Below are 14,214 nucleotides of genomic sequence, written 5' to 3'. Positions count from 1 at the left end.
CAGGTCATGCAGGATAATTTGGTGTTTCGGGTTTCGGAGGGCGAGTTGGATTGACTGGTAATCCAGGAATAGGAGTACCTGTAATTTCACTTTGTCTTGTTTGACTCATATAAGCTTTATCTGCAAGCCAAAACCGTTTAAGCGTGTCTTCTGGCAGTACAACTAAGCCATCTCGCATGATTTGGTTATATGCCCAGATATATTGCTTTGCGACGTTGTACTCTTTACCAAGATAGGCACTACCCATAATGGCTTGCCAAACCTTAGGGCCATCATTGATTAAGTCATATTCAGGGTTTACTAGCTTTCCTAAGAAATTATCAGGAACAAATCCTGCTAAGTAATGTACTAAGTCCGCTGGATATCCCAATTCATCAATTGCTGAGGTAAATCCCCGAAGCGCTTTATTAAACTCTCCGACGATCAACCAATCGTATGTTTCAGTTTGAATGAAATCCAAATTCGGATAACGATAATGTTCAATTGGATAATTCATGATTGAAGCAATGCCACTACCTTCACCTAAGATGCTTGGTAAAAAGAAAAGTGTGGAGACCTGAGCCTTAGGATAATAATCCCTGACTACTGCGCGTATGCGACGCACGGAGTTGCCCAGCTCCTCTTGCAAGAAAAGCAAATATTCTTGTTCTGTCGCCCCTGAAACATCACTCATCCGATCGGCAATTTCTGGTGCATACAAACCTGTTTCGTTATTAAATTTAACCTTTGTTGGATAGTCATAAATACACGGTTTATCATTGGGATTAATCCACCACCACGGCTCACCTACTTGCATGTAAGGAGTATGACCTTCATTATTTAAAATGCCTGCAAACTCGATAAAGACTTGTTGTAGCCAATTCATTGCTTCAGGAATACAGGGACTCAGCAAATAACTAGGGGGTTCATAACCTGTATATGCATAATTGTTATCCCAATCCCGCTGCGTCCAACTAAGCTCTGCTGCTTCACTATAAATCTCGTATGAAATAGAAAAAATCATTTTCATGAAATGTTTATGTGCTGCACGGGCAAAATGGGTATGCCAAATTGTTGCTTCTCGGTTCAAGTAAGAGTCGAATTGGTCGTCACCCGGACCGCGTCTGACGATAAACCGCTGTTGTTCTATATCCCAACGGGAATCATAAAAATGAGACATTCCACAATAGTGATTAATAAAACCTCGATAACCTAAGTCATAGCAGTTTTTTATCAAGCGAGCTGGGTTCACATTGTAGCTATCGTCATAGCCAGTACACATGCCTAAAGTATGTTGTGGAATACTTAAAGATTTACGCTTATACGTGCTATTGCTTCCAGTACATCGAATCTTGCTAACATGCAATTCACCTTGTTGTGGTCGCTCCAAAGGATCACTTAACTCAGCATTAAATCCATGGGTTAAACATCCAATAAAGATACGGTGAATGTCTTCTTTCGGAAATGGAATGTTCTGCTCATAACCACTGACTACAGTGTTCCAATCAATCGTGATATCGGCATGGGTTGCTGTTAAAGTTACTGGATCAGCAAGATTTGCTAATCGTAAATAGTAAGGTGATTGGCCTGTTTCGCTATCGTCATTAACAATAATCGTCATGACTAACCCGAGATGTTCATTATCAATTGCAGGCACATCACCTGAAGTATCGATAGAAAAAGATAAAGTACAGTTTCTAAAATCACCTTTTGTTTCATAGGCCAAATATGGGTGCATCGCTTGATCTTCACTAAAGAAAATAGCTGCAGCGAAATCGTTTTGACGTCGTGAAGTAAAATAGACATCAAAAGCATCTTCAGCCTCACCCACAAGGCAGAAGGACATACTTCGTGGCCCATCAATTGTCCAGCAGTCGGCGGAAAAACGAGGGATGGTACTTTCAATGATATGAAAAGCTTCTTGAGTGGAATCTTGGCCTAAATAGTTGCTTATCTCTGTTATTTGATCTTTCAAAAAAAGAGTTCGATTTCCTAGTGCTTTTGCTTGTTCATTCATGTTGCCATTAATGCCGCCCAAAGCTAATTCATTTTTTTCAAGTAAACGAATTGGGGACCACTCTGATTTACTGATTATTTCACTCACTTAAATTGACTCCATTTAATCTATAACTGCCGTCGAGTAACCAAGTACCATCTAAATACAATCCACCTGCGGCCTGAGCGAACTCAATTTCTTGGCCAGTAATAACGGCCGCTGCTGTGTAAATACTCGAAGTACTTTCAAGAACGAGTGATATTCCAGTAAGGTGAGAACGTAAATTTTTATAAGTACGGACAACTTTCGTTAACTCTTTAAAATCAAACTTACTGATATTATTTTGACTAGTCTTAATAAAAATATTGAATGTATAAGGCTTACCTTGTGGCACCATGTTGAACCATTCTTGTACGACAATTGGAAACCCCAATGAATTAAGCGCGCCATCTAACGATCCAATCGTACCTTTAATACTATGGTTCTTCAGGGAGGTTTGTATGACTTGCCGCTTTTGAATTTCGGTCCAATCTTTATTCCATACATCAACTGAACGTTCCCATGCTAACCATGGCAAAACTTCAACTGGTGCATTCAGTGGATCATTAAAGCTGCGTATATTTACTTCAATATTTGAAACACGTGAAAATGCACTTTCAAAATTCATTTCAAATTTAGTGGAGTTTGGGGGCAGTAATTTACTCATGTGTCCACCTTTGAAATATTAATGCTGGTGCAATACGCAACTTGGCCGATTGAAGTATCGATATTGCTTGCAGGTGAAATCAAATTGACACGGCTGACACCTGCTTGGTGGAGTGCTTGGTAAATCCCAGACAATGAAACGCCATCATTAAATGAATGGACTTTTTGGATATATTCTTCTGTGGCTTTATAGCAACTGTTCAAAACGATAGTTTCATCTGGACCTTCATCAATATAAATTTCTGCTTCAATGATGTAATTGATAATAGATGCCGAATAAATAATAGGACGATCTGTCAAAGGGCGAACTGATTTAGCATTCAAAGCTGTATTCACAACATTTAAAAGGTCTTCTGATGCAGTACCATTGCCTTCAGTAGAAAGCACATAGATATTACAAATACCCATTGGGTTTTGGTTTTCATCTAATGGCGCATAAGGATAAATGTCTTTAACCCGTACATCGGCGTTGAGGCCATGGAAAATGTATGAACCTTCACTACCAGCAGTAGTTTGGCCTTCAGGTGCAAGTTGCACACGCTTACGGAGTGATGCATCAGTTTCGTATATAGCTTTTGTTGTTGAGGTTTCAGCAGTAATTAATTGGCGTTTTAGATTTTTTTCAGCAGCTTTATGTTCAAGGTCTATTCCTGAAGAATATGCAAGTAATACGGCTTTAGCCGAATCATTGACATGCTGACGTACAATCATTTCTCGAAATGCAAAGACTTCTGCTAGTTTGTAAGCAGGATCAGATTCACGAAGTCGTGTATAAGAAATACCAAGGGCATCCATACGACGATAATATTCTTGTAGTCCAGCATCTAAAATTGTTTCGTAGTTTATTTGCTCTACAACTGTTGGTTCAGGTAGTTGAGATAGATCAATTGCATTAGTCGATTGAGTCATGTTGAAGCGCCCATTGTTAATGGAATTGATAATTTATTGATGTCTGAAGAACCAACAATTTGCATTTCTAGATCCAATTGGAAACGGCTATTTTCTGCCTTAGAAAAATGAGCATTGATCAGTTTGATTCGGTCTTCCCAAGTCAAAATGGCTGTAGCACTTGCGGCCATCACTTGAAGGCGGACAGCATCATTAAAGGGTTGATCGAGCAATTTAAAAATCATAGAACCGTATTCACGACGCATCACTCGGCTGCCAATGGGCGTAAATAAAATGTCTTGAATGGATTGTTTAATGTGAGGAATGACCTCGAGGCTTTGACCAGTTTCACGTGACATCATGCTTTTGACACTCCTGTATCTGATCCACCAGATTGAACCCCACTATGCTTGTGGTTTTTAAGACTAATGCTTCCGGCATTCACATCAGATTCTGTACTGAAGTTGCCAGTAGAGTGACTGCTACCTTGGATCAATTGGCTGCCACCTACTGTATTATTTCCAGTCATGGCAGTACTGCCATTGACCTGTAAATTACCGTTAATGGAGGTATCGCCATTGATCGTGATACCTCCAGATGCAGTAAGAATGGCCGTTCCTCCATTGGGGAGGATGGCTTGTAATGAATGATTAGCAGTGTCATAGCTGATCATGGCCCCATCCTCATAGACTCTTAATTTAATATTTGGGTTCAATGATGGAGTCGGAAAAGATTCATTGTTTAAACCAACCAAAACAATGCCGAGGGCAAGCTCACCAGTTGGGCTGAAGACGACACATTCCTCATTGATGCTAGGTAAGTCATGACTTAGGTCTGCACCTGCGCGTAAATTAAATAGACGTAATTCATCGGTCACGATATCGCCGAGGTCGACTGTGACGGTATGAAAAGGTTTAGCAGGGGTAACGCTTTTAATTCGTCCTAAACGGATCAAATTTTCTAAGCGGCGATGGATTTCAGCACTCATGTGCCTACTTTGCGTTAAGGGTTCAAAGCTTGCATTAATGGCAATTTGTAAGAGGGGATATTACAAATAGAGAGACTTCATTTTGCTCTAAGATTTAGGGCTTTAAATGCCTCATGACTGAGTCTTCAATCATTTGAATATCAGTTGGAGCAAACCCCAACAATTCACGTTTGGGATAGGTAATGGATGGCCCATTTTTACTGACACGGGCACGTAAACCATCTTGGTGGATACGAGCTACAAAAACGACATTACTCAGAAAACCAACGCTTACCATCTCGGCATTTGAAAAATTTCTAAAATAACGCTGCGATCGGAGTTTGGTGAACATTTTACGACGAATTCTTTTGCCTTCGCGTAAACGTCTCGGAGCAAAGCTTGAGCCATCTGGGCCAACTTGTGCCGCAATACGTTGCTGTTGGCTTTTTCTTAAATCTGCTCCAACCTTTTTATTCAGCTTCGTCATTTCAGCATCGCTGAGTTTATTCAGCATCGGCGTTAGGTATTTGACCAAATCGTCTAAGTTATCACGCATGGCTTGACCCTTATGGTTTCTTCGCTAAAGGCATTTCGAGTGCGACTATATTTAAAGTTTCAACACTGGTCCACGTTGCTAAGAGGTTGCCTTGATCATCTAGCAATTCGCATTCGGTTGCAGGTGAAGCGGGTTGGTACTGAGGTTCTTCGGGATAAGAAAAGTTGTAGCCACCATGCTCTTGCAGTTGAATAATCACACGTTCTGTCAGTTCTAATTCAAACATGACATCGACTTTATCGTTATCAATAAATTCAGCCTCGAACTTCACAGCATCTTTGTTTTTATCTAAATTGGCGAGTAACTCTGATTGGTGTACGCGAATCCATTGAAACAGTAAGAAGGCAATCAGGTCAGCATCACCTGTAAAGTCTTGAATGACAAACTTCACAGGTGAAATACTTTCCATGCCGTAGCCATTTGCAAGCGTAGTACGATAACGACCGCTTTCAATATGCATGCTGAGCTTATCTGGGTTGTCCTGGAGGAACTTCAGATGACTCACCAAATGTTCGCGCAGACTAATCGGCTTTTTCATGCAGTTTTTCTCTGGTAGTTTGGATCGAGGCGATTCATCACTCGAAGGAACTTGCTGTCATAGCCCAGCTTTTTATAGTTGCGACCGTTATATAAGCTAAAGACTGCATCCCAATTCTCTTGGCGTAATGCTTCTAGCAAAGTCCATTTTTTCCCAGCGACCGTTCCCGACTTAAATTCACAAAAGCGGAGAAAGGCTTCAAACTGTAGGCTTTCACTTTGATAATGCTGCTCTACAAATTCCTGAACAGAGGAATAACCGAGGTCTTTCCAGTTTTCGCCCATCAATTGAAAGCGCCCCCATGAAGCCGACATCAGAGCAGAGTCTTCATCAATTTGCTTTGCTAAAGCTAACCGTGTGTATTCGGCAGCATTGCCGTGGTACCCACCTGTTTGGGTATTTATCACATTGGGATATTGGCTCATCATTTTGTCTGCAAAAGCTTTGCCACGTTTCTGGCTGAGGTAGAAATACATACGGTGACGTTCAAACAGAATCTTCGGTCGACCATCAGGCAAATACCCTTCGCCTTGTGTTTCAACTTCGGCAATCGCACGAATCACAATTTCAGGGACATCAAGCCGTTTTGCACCAATCGTTAAGTCCGCATCTTTTAGATGTTTAGATAGGTCCAGACCTTTGAGGGCATTCAATGTGGTATTCCCGACAATGCCATCCACTTTAATGTCCATCTTCTTCTGGAATTGAATCACGGCATATTCAGTACTTTCACCAAAGTGGCCATCGATAGATAGAGGTTTATTATTTTTACCTTTCATGCCATTTTTAATCAGAAGTTGCTGTAGCTCAGAAACGGCTGAACCCTTAGCTCCAAATTTAAGTAGCTTCATGATGGACTCCAAATTAGTTTGGCCACATTTCCTCTGCTGCGAAGCACGATGACAGCAAGAAGCAGTGCAAAGATGGCATCCCATAGGGTGACGGGATCTTTAAAGAAGAGAATGTGAACCGACTGCCCAAGAAAAGAGGCAATAAGCAATGTTGCCAGCCATGAGTAACCACGATGGAAAGCGGTTTCTTTAGGGCTATAACAAGCAATGCGGATACCGCAAATCAGATAGGCCAAAACAGCGATAAATTGAAATAAGAATTCGATCATGAGGCACCTCCACCTCTAAAAGTCTTCCAAATGTCAGACAGTTTGGATGTCTTCACCCAATCAACTGCTTTAATCAAAATGAAAAGTGAAAATGTGGATGCAATAAGCGCTGCTGTCGCATCGCTGGTGATAAAAGTTCGGCTGGTAATTTCAGATGCAAGCAAATAGCCAATACCCGTTGAAAGCAGCATCGTGCGTAAGCGCTGCCAAGCAGATAAATCTTTTTCATAGGTGGCAATAAATGCTGCACCTAAAACAGCGCCGAGTAGGGCATTACCATTAATAAAAGGCAGGATGGAAACGGCACTTAAACTGATAGCTGTTGCCGTTGTGGTTGTCGTGGTAGGTTCAGGCATGCTTAATCCCATAAATTAATTGTTTTTGTCATCTGCTGTTGGGCGGGGATATCAGGCAAAACAACCTCAGTGCCAAGCACCAGTATTGGACCTTGTTCAGCCAAAGCCGGGTTGCTTTCCAACACTGTCTCAGTAACACCAGCGGTTCGACCGTAATAGCGCCAGCAGATCAGATCAATCGTGTCCCCCTGAACGGACTTCACTGTTTTCATATCAATTCCACGGTACAGCGACTGGTACCAAGCAAGTCACGAATCGCCCAACGCAAGTTACGTCGATGTTCATCAATGGTCGGTGACAATTCTTCAGCCCGTTTCTGGCCATCACCTGTGCTGTCATAGCTTCGATATTTTTCATTAATGTCCGCTGCGATCGCAGAATGAATTGCACGTAAATACAGAAGTTCAGTATTGGGCTTTCCATCGATGGTCGAAGTTGCGAGCTCACTTAGTGCCGATGCTTTAAATTTGAGCGAGCGTAGTTGCTCATTGATTTCTAACATGGCTGCAATCGCGGCATCTTTTAGACGAGGGTTGGAAATGCTGCCATCTAAACGCACAGATTCCCGGATCAGATTCAATTGAAGATTGGGAAAGAACCCATCATTGCTAATCGACTCATCTGGCATGGTTGTAGGTGCATTAAAGCTAAAACCAGTCATAGTCATATCCTAGGTGGTCGGTGGATGATGGTTCAGAACAACAACTTAAAAGTTTTGTCATCCCCATCATGCCGACCAGGTGCGGGGGGCACAGGTTAAGAAGATGCAGCAGCTTGCTGTTCTTCTAATTGTTTGGCCAAGAGCTTTTCAGCACGATCAAGGTCTTGTTTACAGCCGACGTTGTCTTTCTTGGCAATCGCTTTTTTCATGTACTCAATTGCAGGTACATAATTGTCTTCAGACAGAAAAACTTTCCCAATTGCGCAGTACAACTTGGCGCGAATAGGATCATGTAAGTCAAAACCTTCAGTAAGTTTTTCAGCATCAAGCAAAGTATTTAAATCAAATACTTCGCTTGCTTTCAGCTTGGTCAATGCAGCATTAGCAATTTCTTCAGCCACAATACTTGGAGTGTCCCGGCTAAAAGAGTCAGGCATATCTAATCCGTGTTCTAAAGCAAACACAGCAATCTTTAAGCCTTCATGGAACATGCCAGCATCAAAACACCACAGCATGATGGTGGTGACAACTTCGTCGTCCACCTTTTGATTGGCCGCCAAAATACCTTCGACATAAGGTTGGTATTTTGGAATCAGTTTGCCTTTAGCTTCAGCACGGCTTTCATCTGATTTGATATGTGAAAGCAGTGATTTATCATTTTTCAGTTCCGCCAACTGGAGTTGATAGATCGATGCATCATGGCGGGTTGCTCCAAAGGCATCCGCCTTGGCAGATTTCTCTGCCAAAACGCGAAGAAAGTGGTTACGTGCGTGATTCATTTGTCACCTACAGAACTTCGATGTTTTCAACCAAAGCCACTTTTTCATAGGCTTCGATCACGTAGTCTTCGTTGCTCGATTGATAGTCTGCAACACGGTTTTTCTCAGGTTCTTCACGAATGAAGCGACGTTTGCCACCTTCTTGGTAGTAAATTGACAAATTGTCGAGAGAGGTGATCAGGAACGTGTTATCTGGGAAGAAGGGAACGCGAACGGCAGGTAAGCCACCAATTTGCTTTTGACCTACCAAAACCTGACCTGCAAGCGTGTTTTGGTTGTCTTGATCTTGGTTCAAAATGGCAAAGTTCTTATCGTTCAATAGAGAACGACCGCAGATCACTACTAGATCCGTCGCATCCTGGTGAACTTCATCAATCAAGCTATCAACAGCTTGCTTCACTAAGGCATCCAAGTTTTTATAGTCACCTGTAGAGCCCACAGTAATTTTGCCTGAGCCTTGTACGACCTCGGTCATATTGCGTTCAGGGCTGCGGGTACGAATTTTATATAGCCAGCCTTCGTTTACATCTTGCAGCAATGGATTGGTGTTGCGGTTGGTGGTTGTTGCGATGCTTGTACCGTTCCAGCCAATCATAATGCGGTCTAAGCCAATCGCTTTGGCACAAGCACCTGCCCATTTTTCAGGGAAGTCGGCAAACTTTGCCCAGGCATCGATTTTTGAATAGAGTAAGGCAATGTCGAAGTCTGTTTTTTGACAGGCATAGGTGTTAGCCGTTAGACCTGTCGGATCGGATGGATTACGTTTGGCATCACCTGTGGTATCAGTACGACCAGCAATGGTGCTATTTACAGAAAGACCAATGGCTTGACCAGTTGCCTCAACCACTTCAATGACATTGATACGACCTAAAAACTCGCTTGATAGCTGAATTTTTTCTTCCAACTTTTGTGCCGGTGTTGGTGCAACAGTGAACTGAACCGCTGCACTGTCGACTTCGTTAATGCGGGCAACTTCGCCCATGTAGTGATTAAACTTTTTTCGTGTATCGTTACGCATGATTAAGAAATTCCGTATTAGTAAACGACAGCAGCATTACTGCCTGAATGCCCAGTGCTTTCAGGTCGTTTGTTATGATTTGGGTCAGGTTGATGATTGAATGAGTCTGAAAGGGTGCTGTGTTTTTGCTCAAGTTCGCTATATTGGGTTTTCAGCTCGTTTAGTTCCTGCTGCATTTTTGAGAAAGCCGTACTTTGCTTGCCAAAGGTTTCTGCAATTTGCTCGAGTACTTTTTTGACTTCGGTAAAGTTCAGTTTGGCTTCTGCGCCTTGTTGTTCAATTTGCGGGGAGAATAGGTCACTGAACTTCTGAACCATTCCAGCAAATAAGCCTTTGCTGTCGTCTTCAAACTCGATTTGAGTTTCTGCAGCAATGGAAAAGGCATTCTTCTCAGAGTTTTCACCAAACTTAGCAACCATGCTGGAAAAGCTGAGTTTTTCAGTACCGATAGAAGCAGGGGAATCAGTCACTGCTAGGCCTACTAAATAGGCTTCGCCTTTACCTTGGAAATTCGGGTCAATTTCGATACTGGTGAAAATCTTCTGACGCTTTTTGTTCATTTCGACCAAGTCAGAAGTTGCGTCAATTTGTGCAAACAATGCCAGCTTCTTCTCACCGTTCATGTCGACTTCTTCGGCTTTGACTGCAAGCACATCGCCATAAGCACGGAAGGAAGAATCGGGCATTACACCACGTAGGTGCTCAACCCAAATACGCGCGCCATATACAGACTGGTTGTAGTTTTTTGCAGCTTGTTCAATCCAAGAGCGTTCAATCACGCGCTTATCAATGGTTTCTCCTTCGACTGCAACACGAAAGAACTTTGATTTATTTGTCATGGTGTTTTAACCGTTCAGAAATTTGCTCATCAAATAATGAGCATCATTGAAAGTCCGACGGCATTAGTAAATAAATCTGCTTTGTAAGAGGGGATGCTACAAATCACAAGGAATGATCTGAGGTAGGAAAACTGAATAATAGGCACAAAAGCAAAAAGCCAAGAACGGCAATTCTTGGCTTTTTTATTTCCAACCCTTAGATCAAGTAAGGATCAAAAATATGAGAGATAACAATACTAAATTTTTAGTTAAGTTTCTAGGAGCGACAATGGAAGCTATGAACTTAAAACCAGAAAGTTTTGTGAAAATATTCTGGAATCTTGCATTAATTGCTATAGCTCTAATGGCGACAAGAACACTTTTAAATATAATTTCATTTTATGTAGGCCTACCTCAATGATGGAAAAACAATCTAAAAATAAGGAATTACGTACTTGGACTTATGTTGTCATATCCTACGTTTTAATTGGAATTTTGATTACTCAAGCTGCACCAATCCTTTTAGCACTTTCTAACCTTATCCAAGTTCTTAAATAAAGCCCTTTGTAAGAGGGGATCATACAAAAGCTAAATCAAGCTTTGTACAAAGTGCATTGCTTTAATTGGCGCATGAATACATTTGACACCGAACGCTTCGAGCTAACATTTGATAACCGAGTAAAGGCAAAGTTCCTTTACTGGATGGGTTGGCGTATCAGCAGCATTGCGGAATACCTACAGGAAAATGAAAAAACCGTTCATTCATGGAAAGCCCGTGACGAATGGGACAAAGAAGCACCTGAAGGAATTGCTGCACAGGCACTCGAAGCCCGTTTGTGTACCTTGTATTTGCTCGAGAAAAAAACACCAGGGGATTTCAAAGAAATCGACCTATTAGAACGTCAAAAAGACAAATATAGCCGACGCGAAAAATACCTCAGTGATGGCGGTAATGAAGCCGACATCAATCCCAAAATTCAAAACCGTAATGCCAAACCGAAAAAGATGCCTAAGCGAAACTTGATTACGCAGGCCATGATTGAAAAGGTTCAGGCAGATTTTGATGAGGGATTATTTGACTATCAACGTACTTGGTTCAAAGCCAAAAATCAGCGCTCACGCAATATCTTAAAAAGTCGTCAAATTGGCGCGACGTATTACTTTGGGCGAGAAGCTTTCGTTGATGCGATCACAGGCGGAGGTAATCAGATTTTTCTTTCTGCTTCCAAAGCACAGGCACACGTTTTTAAATCCTATATTAAGTCCTTTGCTGCTGAGTCGATTGATCTTGATCTACAGGGCGATCCAATCGTCCTGAACTTTGAAGAAGGTCCACCTTCAGAACTAATATTTTTAGGTACCAATGCCAAAACAGCTCAGGGCTTCCACGGCAATTTTTACTTCGATGAATACTTTTGGGTACATGGTTTTCAGACCTTACAGAAAGTTGCCTCTGGTATGGCTATGCACAAACGCTGGCGCAAAACCTATTTCTCTACGCCATCATCAAAAAGCCACGAAGCTTTTAACTTTTGGACAGGGGAAATCTTTAACAAGGGCAGACCTAAAGATAAACGACTGAATATTGATGTCAGCCATGAAGCCTTAAAAGATGGTCGACTCTGTGAAGACAAAATTTGGCGACAGATTGTCACTATTTTAGATGCTGAACGCGGCGGTTGTGACCTATTCGATATTGATGAATTACGCTTTGAGTATTCGGCAGAAAGTTTTGCCAACTTGCTCATGTGTATGTTCATGGATGATGGACATTCGGTCTTTCCACTTTCAGTTATGCAGCCGTGCATGGTGGACTCATGGGTACTGTGGGACAGAGACTTTAAACCTTTAGCCCTTCGGCCATTTGGTTATCAGGAAGTATGGGTCGGTTATGACCCTGCTGAATCGGGTGACACAGCGGGTTTAGTGGTGATTGCACCACCATCGATTAATTATTCAAAATTCCGCCTACTGGAACGTCATCAATTTAAAGGTATGGACTTTCAGGCGCAGGCGGCTTACATCAAAAAAGTTTGTGAAAACTACCGTGTGACCTACATTGGTTTAGACACCACAGGCATGGGGACAGGGGTTGCCCAATTGGTACGCCAGTTCTTCCCAGCACTAACCACTTTTAGCTATTCGGTAGAGGTTAAAACAATGTTGGTACTGAAAGCCATGGATGTGGTTCATCAAGGTCGTTTTGAGTTTGATGCAGGCTGGACCGATGTCGCACAAAGCTTTATGGCCATCAAAAAGACCATGACAGGCTCAGGTCGCCAATTCACTTTTGAAGCTACACGTTCAGAAGAAGTAGGGCATGCCGACCTTGCTTGGGCGTGCATGCATGTCTTTGCAAATGAACCACTGGAAGGGCGTAACGTCCACAATACTGCTGCAATGGAAATATTCTAATGTCTGAAACTCAAAACTTGCCTGCTGTGGCGCAAAACAATGCGATTCAAGCCTTTACCTTTGGTGACCCTGAACCTGTCATGAATACGCATGATTACATGAGTATGTTTCAGGTGTATTGGAATGGGACTTACTATGAGCCGCCAGTGAGTCTTGAGGGCTTGGCAAAGTCTTTCCGTTCTACACCTTATTTGTCGACCGCTATTATTTATAAGCGCAATCAGTTGGTTTCTGCATTTAAGCCGAATAAGTTGATGTCTTCCAAAGCCTTTGAGCAGTTGGTCATGGACTTTTTGGTGTTTGGTATGGGCTATGTGGAAGCAGTAAAGAGTCGTTCAAACCAAGTGGTGCAGGTGACTACGCCTTTGGCCAAATACATGCGACGTAAACAAGACCCGAAAGAATTTTTAATGATTACAGAAAACTGGAAGTACCACCATTTTGAGCGTGATTCAGTTTTTCAGGTACGTGAGTGCGATATAAATCAGGAAGTGTATGGCACACCTGAATATTTGGCAGCTTTGCAGTCTGCTTGGTTAAATGAGTCTGCGACTTTGTTCCGTCGTAAGTACTATAACAATGGTTCTCATGCTGGGTTTATTTTGTACCTGACCGATCCGCAGCAGAATGAAGACGATGTAAATAATTTACGTCAGGCACTTAAAGACAGTAAAGGACCAGGGAACTTTAGAAATCTGTTTTTGTACTCACCCAGTGGTAAGCCCGATGGTATTAAGTTAATACCCGTGTCGGAAGTGGCAGCGAAGGATGAGTTTGCACATATTAAGTCTATTACTCGGGATGACATATTGGCGGCTATGCGTACACCACCTCAGTTACTAGGCATTATTCCCAATAATACGGGTGGTTTTGGCTCTATTACGGAAGCGCAAGAAGTTCATTGGAATGCGGAGATAGAACCTCTCATGCAAAGAATTGCAAACCCGATTAATGAGTGGTTGGGTTTAAATGTGATACAATTTTCTAAATTAGGTGTAAAAAAATAAGAAATGTCATTTCGGCAATTGTGGGTACTTAGATACTCTGGTATAATCCATGAACTACATGGCGATTATTTAGATAATCGCCATGTAGTTCATGGAGTTTTTCTTTTTTTAGATAGATAAGAAATAGTATAAGTTTTGTAAAAACAATTGAACAAAAAATGCTACTTAGATACTATGCTTGGAAGTTCTTAAGAACTTCCAAGCATAGTATCTTATATGCCCATCATTTATTAAAAAAGGAGGTCTGTTATGAACACTATGGTAGTACCTCGTCCAGCCGAAAAACGTACCAACCGTCGTGAAATGTCACCAGAACGTTTAGCTACGTTAGTAAATACTGCTGAACAAGCAGCTCAACGTGGTACAGAACGTATGGAAAAAGTGAGACAGTCTGTTAGTCTTCGAGGCTAA

Annotated in this window: 19 protein-coding genes; 4 read left to right on the top strand and 15 right to left on the bottom strand. The window is 42.0% G+C overall.

Annotated features, from left to right (window positions below; all coding sequences use genetic code 11):
* Positions 1 to 4: 4 nt before the first annotated feature.
* From ACSC9N_RS09300 to ACSC9N_RS09230, 15 genes are all read right to left on the bottom strand, one after another.
* Positions 5 to 2,083, bottom strand: a complete 2,079-nt coding sequence (locus ACSC9N_RS09300) for a non-contractile tail sheath protein (protein ID WP_010326500.1) — start codon at positions 2,081 to 2,083, stop codon at positions 5 to 7.
* The gene (locus ACSC9N_RS09295; protein WP_010326501.1) at positions 2,076 to 2,681 is read right to left on the bottom strand and encodes a phage tail protein I; all 606 of its coding nucleotides are present in this window, start codon (positions 2,679 to 2,681) and stop codon (positions 2,076 to 2,078) included. Before ACSC9N_RS09295 ends, ACSC9N_RS09300 begins: the two co-directional genes overlap by 8 nt.
* A complete protein-coding gene (locus tag ACSC9N_RS09290; RefSeq protein ID WP_010326502.1) occupies positions 2,678 to 3,589 on the bottom strand; it encodes a baseplate assembly protein in 912 nt (303 codons plus the stop codon). The genes ACSC9N_RS09295 and ACSC9N_RS09290 overlap by 4 nt, the downstream gene beginning before the upstream one ends.
* On the bottom strand, positions 3,586 to 3,930 hold the full coding sequence (locus ACSC9N_RS09285) for a GPW/gp25 family protein (RefSeq protein WP_010326503.1): 345 nt from the start codon (positions 3,928 to 3,930) through the stop codon (positions 3,586 to 3,588). Before ACSC9N_RS09285 ends, ACSC9N_RS09290 begins: the two co-directional genes overlap by 4 nt.
* Positions 3,927 to 4,556: a phage baseplate assembly protein V gene (locus ACSC9N_RS09280; protein WP_010326504.1), complete on the bottom strand. Its 630-nt coding sequence runs from the start codon at positions 4,554 to 4,556 to the stop codon at positions 3,927 to 3,929. Before ACSC9N_RS09280 ends, ACSC9N_RS09285 begins: the two co-directional genes overlap by 4 nt.
* A 94-nt stretch (positions 4,557 to 4,650) precedes the next feature.
* The gene (locus ACSC9N_RS09275) at positions 4,651 to 5,091 is read right to left on the bottom strand and encodes a phage virion morphogenesis protein (protein ID WP_010326505.1); all 441 of its coding nucleotides are present in this window, start codon (positions 5,089 to 5,091) and stop codon (positions 4,651 to 4,653) included.
* A gap of 10 nt (positions 5,092 to 5,101) precedes the next feature.
* The gene (locus ACSC9N_RS09270) at positions 5,102 to 5,629 is read right to left on the bottom strand and encodes a phage tail protein (protein ID WP_010326506.1); all 528 of its coding nucleotides are present in this window, start codon (positions 5,627 to 5,629) and stop codon (positions 5,102 to 5,104) included.
* Positions 5,626 to 6,480, bottom strand: a complete 855-nt coding sequence (locus tag ACSC9N_RS09265; RefSeq protein WP_010326507.1) for an N-acetylmuramidase domain-containing protein — start codon at positions 6,478 to 6,480, stop codon at positions 5,626 to 5,628. The genes ACSC9N_RS09270 and ACSC9N_RS09265 overlap by 4 nt, the downstream gene beginning before the upstream one ends.
* Positions 6,477 to 6,749 (bottom strand): phage holin family protein, encoded by a 273-nt coding sequence (locus ACSC9N_RS09260; RefSeq protein ID WP_010326508.1) that lies wholly within the window; start codon positions 6,747 to 6,749, stop codon positions 6,477 to 6,479. Before ACSC9N_RS09260 ends, ACSC9N_RS09265 begins: the two co-directional genes overlap by 4 nt.
* On the bottom strand, positions 6,746 to 7,105 hold the full coding sequence (locus ACSC9N_RS09255; protein ID WP_010326509.1) for a putative holin: 360 nt from the start codon (positions 7,103 to 7,105) through the stop codon (positions 6,746 to 6,748). Before ACSC9N_RS09255 ends, ACSC9N_RS09260 begins: the two co-directional genes overlap by 4 nt.
* A gap of 2 nt (positions 7,106 to 7,107) precedes the next feature.
* Positions 7,108 to 7,317 (bottom strand): tail protein X, encoded by a 210-nt coding sequence (locus tag ACSC9N_RS09250; protein ID WP_010326510.1) that lies wholly within the window; start codon positions 7,315 to 7,317, stop codon positions 7,108 to 7,110.
* The gene (locus ACSC9N_RS09245; protein ID WP_010326511.1) at positions 7,314 to 7,766 is read right to left on the bottom strand and encodes a head completion/stabilization protein; all 453 of its coding nucleotides are present in this window, start codon (positions 7,764 to 7,766) and stop codon (positions 7,314 to 7,316) included. The genes ACSC9N_RS09250 and ACSC9N_RS09245 overlap by 4 nt, the downstream gene beginning before the upstream one ends.
* A gap of 95 nt (positions 7,767 to 7,861) precedes the next feature.
* Entirely contained in the window at positions 7,862 to 8,545 is a 684-nt protein-coding gene (gene gpM, locus ACSC9N_RS09240; RefSeq protein WP_010326512.1) for a phage terminase small subunit, read from the bottom strand.
* A gap of 7 nt (positions 8,546 to 8,552) precedes the next feature.
* On the bottom strand, positions 8,553 to 9,563 hold the full coding sequence (locus tag ACSC9N_RS09235) for a phage major capsid protein, P2 family (protein WP_010326513.1): 1,011 nt from the start codon (positions 9,561 to 9,563) through the stop codon (positions 8,553 to 8,555).
* A 17-nt stretch (positions 9,564 to 9,580) separates the two neighbouring features.
* Positions 9,581 to 10,402 (bottom strand): GPO family capsid scaffolding protein, encoded by an 822-nt coding sequence (locus ACSC9N_RS09230; RefSeq protein WP_010326514.1) that lies wholly within the window; start codon positions 10,400 to 10,402, stop codon positions 9,581 to 9,583.
* A gap of 220 nt (positions 10,403 to 10,622) precedes the next feature.
* Here ACSC9N_RS09230 and ACSC9N_RS09225 point away from each other — a divergent pair, with 220 nt between their 5' ends.
* From ACSC9N_RS09225 to ACSC9N_RS09210, 4 genes are all read left to right on the top strand, one after another.
* A complete protein-coding gene (locus ACSC9N_RS09225) occupies positions 10,623 to 10,802 on the top strand; it encodes a hypothetical protein (protein WP_029574996.1) in 180 nt (59 codons plus the stop codon).
* A gap of 209 nt (positions 10,803 to 11,011) precedes the next feature.
* Positions 11,012 to 12,796 carry a terminase large subunit domain-containing protein gene (locus ACSC9N_RS09220; protein ID WP_058952066.1) on the top strand — a complete coding sequence of 595 codons (1,785 nt, stop codon included), beginning with the start codon at positions 11,012 to 11,014 and terminating at the stop codon, positions 12,794 to 12,796.
* Positions 12,796 to 13,803 (top strand): phage portal protein, encoded by a 1,008-nt coding sequence (locus tag ACSC9N_RS09215; RefSeq protein WP_010326516.1) that lies wholly within the window; start codon positions 12,796 to 12,798, stop codon positions 13,801 to 13,803. The genes ACSC9N_RS09220 and ACSC9N_RS09215 overlap by 1 nt, the downstream gene beginning before the upstream one ends.
* Positions 13,804 to 14,052: 249 nt before the next feature.
* Positions 14,053 to 14,214 (top strand): hypothetical protein, encoded by a 162-nt coding sequence (locus ACSC9N_RS09210; protein WP_155115399.1) that lies wholly within the window; start codon positions 14,053 to 14,055, stop codon positions 14,212 to 14,214.

It is taken from the genome of Acinetobacter sp. PC34, from assembly GCF_051789135.1.
GTDB lineage: Bacteria > Pseudomonadota > Gammaproteobacteria > Pseudomonadales > Moraxellaceae > Acinetobacter > Acinetobacter johnsonii.
This window is presented reverse-complemented; position numbering and strand designations above follow the sequence as displayed.

Bases quoted from the DNA above. Each gene is read 5' to 3' on its own strand.
- ACSC9N_RS09295 (WP_010326501.1), bottom strand. From the start codon at position 2,681: ATGAGTAAATTACTGCCCCCAAACTCCACTAAATTTGAAATGAATTTT.
- ACSC9N_RS09290 (WP_010326502.1), bottom strand. From the start codon at position 3,589: ATGACTCAATCGACTAATGCAATTGATCTATCTCAACTACCTGAACCA.
- ACSC9N_RS09285 (WP_010326503.1), bottom strand. From the start codon at position 3,930: ATGATGTCACGTGAAACTGGTCAAAGCCTCGAGGTCATTCCTCACATT.
- ACSC9N_RS09280 (WP_010326504.1), bottom strand. From the start codon at position 4,556: ATGAGTGCTGAAATCCATCGCCGCTTAGAAAATTTGATCCGTTTAGGA.
- ACSC9N_RS09275 (WP_010326505.1), bottom strand. From the start codon at position 5,091: ATGCGTGATAACTTAGACGATTTGGTCAAATACCTAACGCCGATGCTG.
- ACSC9N_RS09270 (WP_010326506.1), bottom strand. From the start codon at position 5,629: ATGAAAAAGCCGATTAGTCTGCGCGAACATTTGGTGAGTCATCTGAAG.
- ACSC9N_RS09265 (WP_010326507.1), bottom strand. From the start codon at position 6,480: ATGAAGCTACTTAAATTTGGAGCTAAGGGTTCAGCCGTTTCTGAGCTA.
- ACSC9N_RS09260 (WP_010326508.1), bottom strand. From the start codon at position 6,749: ATGATCGAATTCTTATTTCAATTTATCGCTGTTTTGGCCTATCTGATT.
- ACSC9N_RS09255 (WP_010326509.1), bottom strand. From the start codon at position 7,105: ATGCCTGAACCTACCACGACAACCACAACGGCAACAGCTATCAGTTTA.
- ACSC9N_RS09250 (WP_010326510.1), bottom strand. From the start codon at position 7,317: ATGAAAACAGTGAAGTCCGTTCAGGGGGACACGATTGATCTGATCTGC.
- ACSC9N_RS09245 (WP_010326511.1), bottom strand. From the start codon at position 7,766: ATGACTGGTTTTAGCTTTAATGCACCTACAACCATGCCAGATGAGTCG.
- gpM (WP_010326512.1), bottom strand. From the start codon at position 8,545: ATGAATCACGCACGTAACCACTTTCTTCGCGTTTTGGCAGAGAAATCT.
- ACSC9N_RS09235 (WP_010326513.1), bottom strand. From the start codon at position 9,563: ATGCGTAACGATACACGAAAAAAGTTTAATCACTACATGGGCGAAGTT.
- ACSC9N_RS09230 (WP_010326514.1), bottom strand. From the start codon at position 10,402: ATGACAAATAAATCAAAGTTCTTTCGTGTTGCAGTCGAAGGAGAAACC.
- ACSC9N_RS09225 (WP_029574996.1), top strand. From the start codon at position 10,623: ATGAGAGATAACAATACTAAATTTTTAGTTAAGTTTCTAGGAGCGACA.
- ACSC9N_RS09220 (WP_058952066.1), top strand. From the start codon at position 11,012: ATGAATACATTTGACACCGAACGCTTCGAGCTAACATTTGATAACCGA.
- ACSC9N_RS09215 (WP_010326516.1), top strand. From the start codon at position 12,796: ATGTCTGAAACTCAAAACTTGCCTGCTGTGGCGCAAAACAATGCGATT.
- ACSC9N_RS09210 (WP_155115399.1), top strand. From the start codon at position 14,053: ATGAACACTATGGTAGTACCTCGTCCAGCCGAAAAACGTACCAACCGT.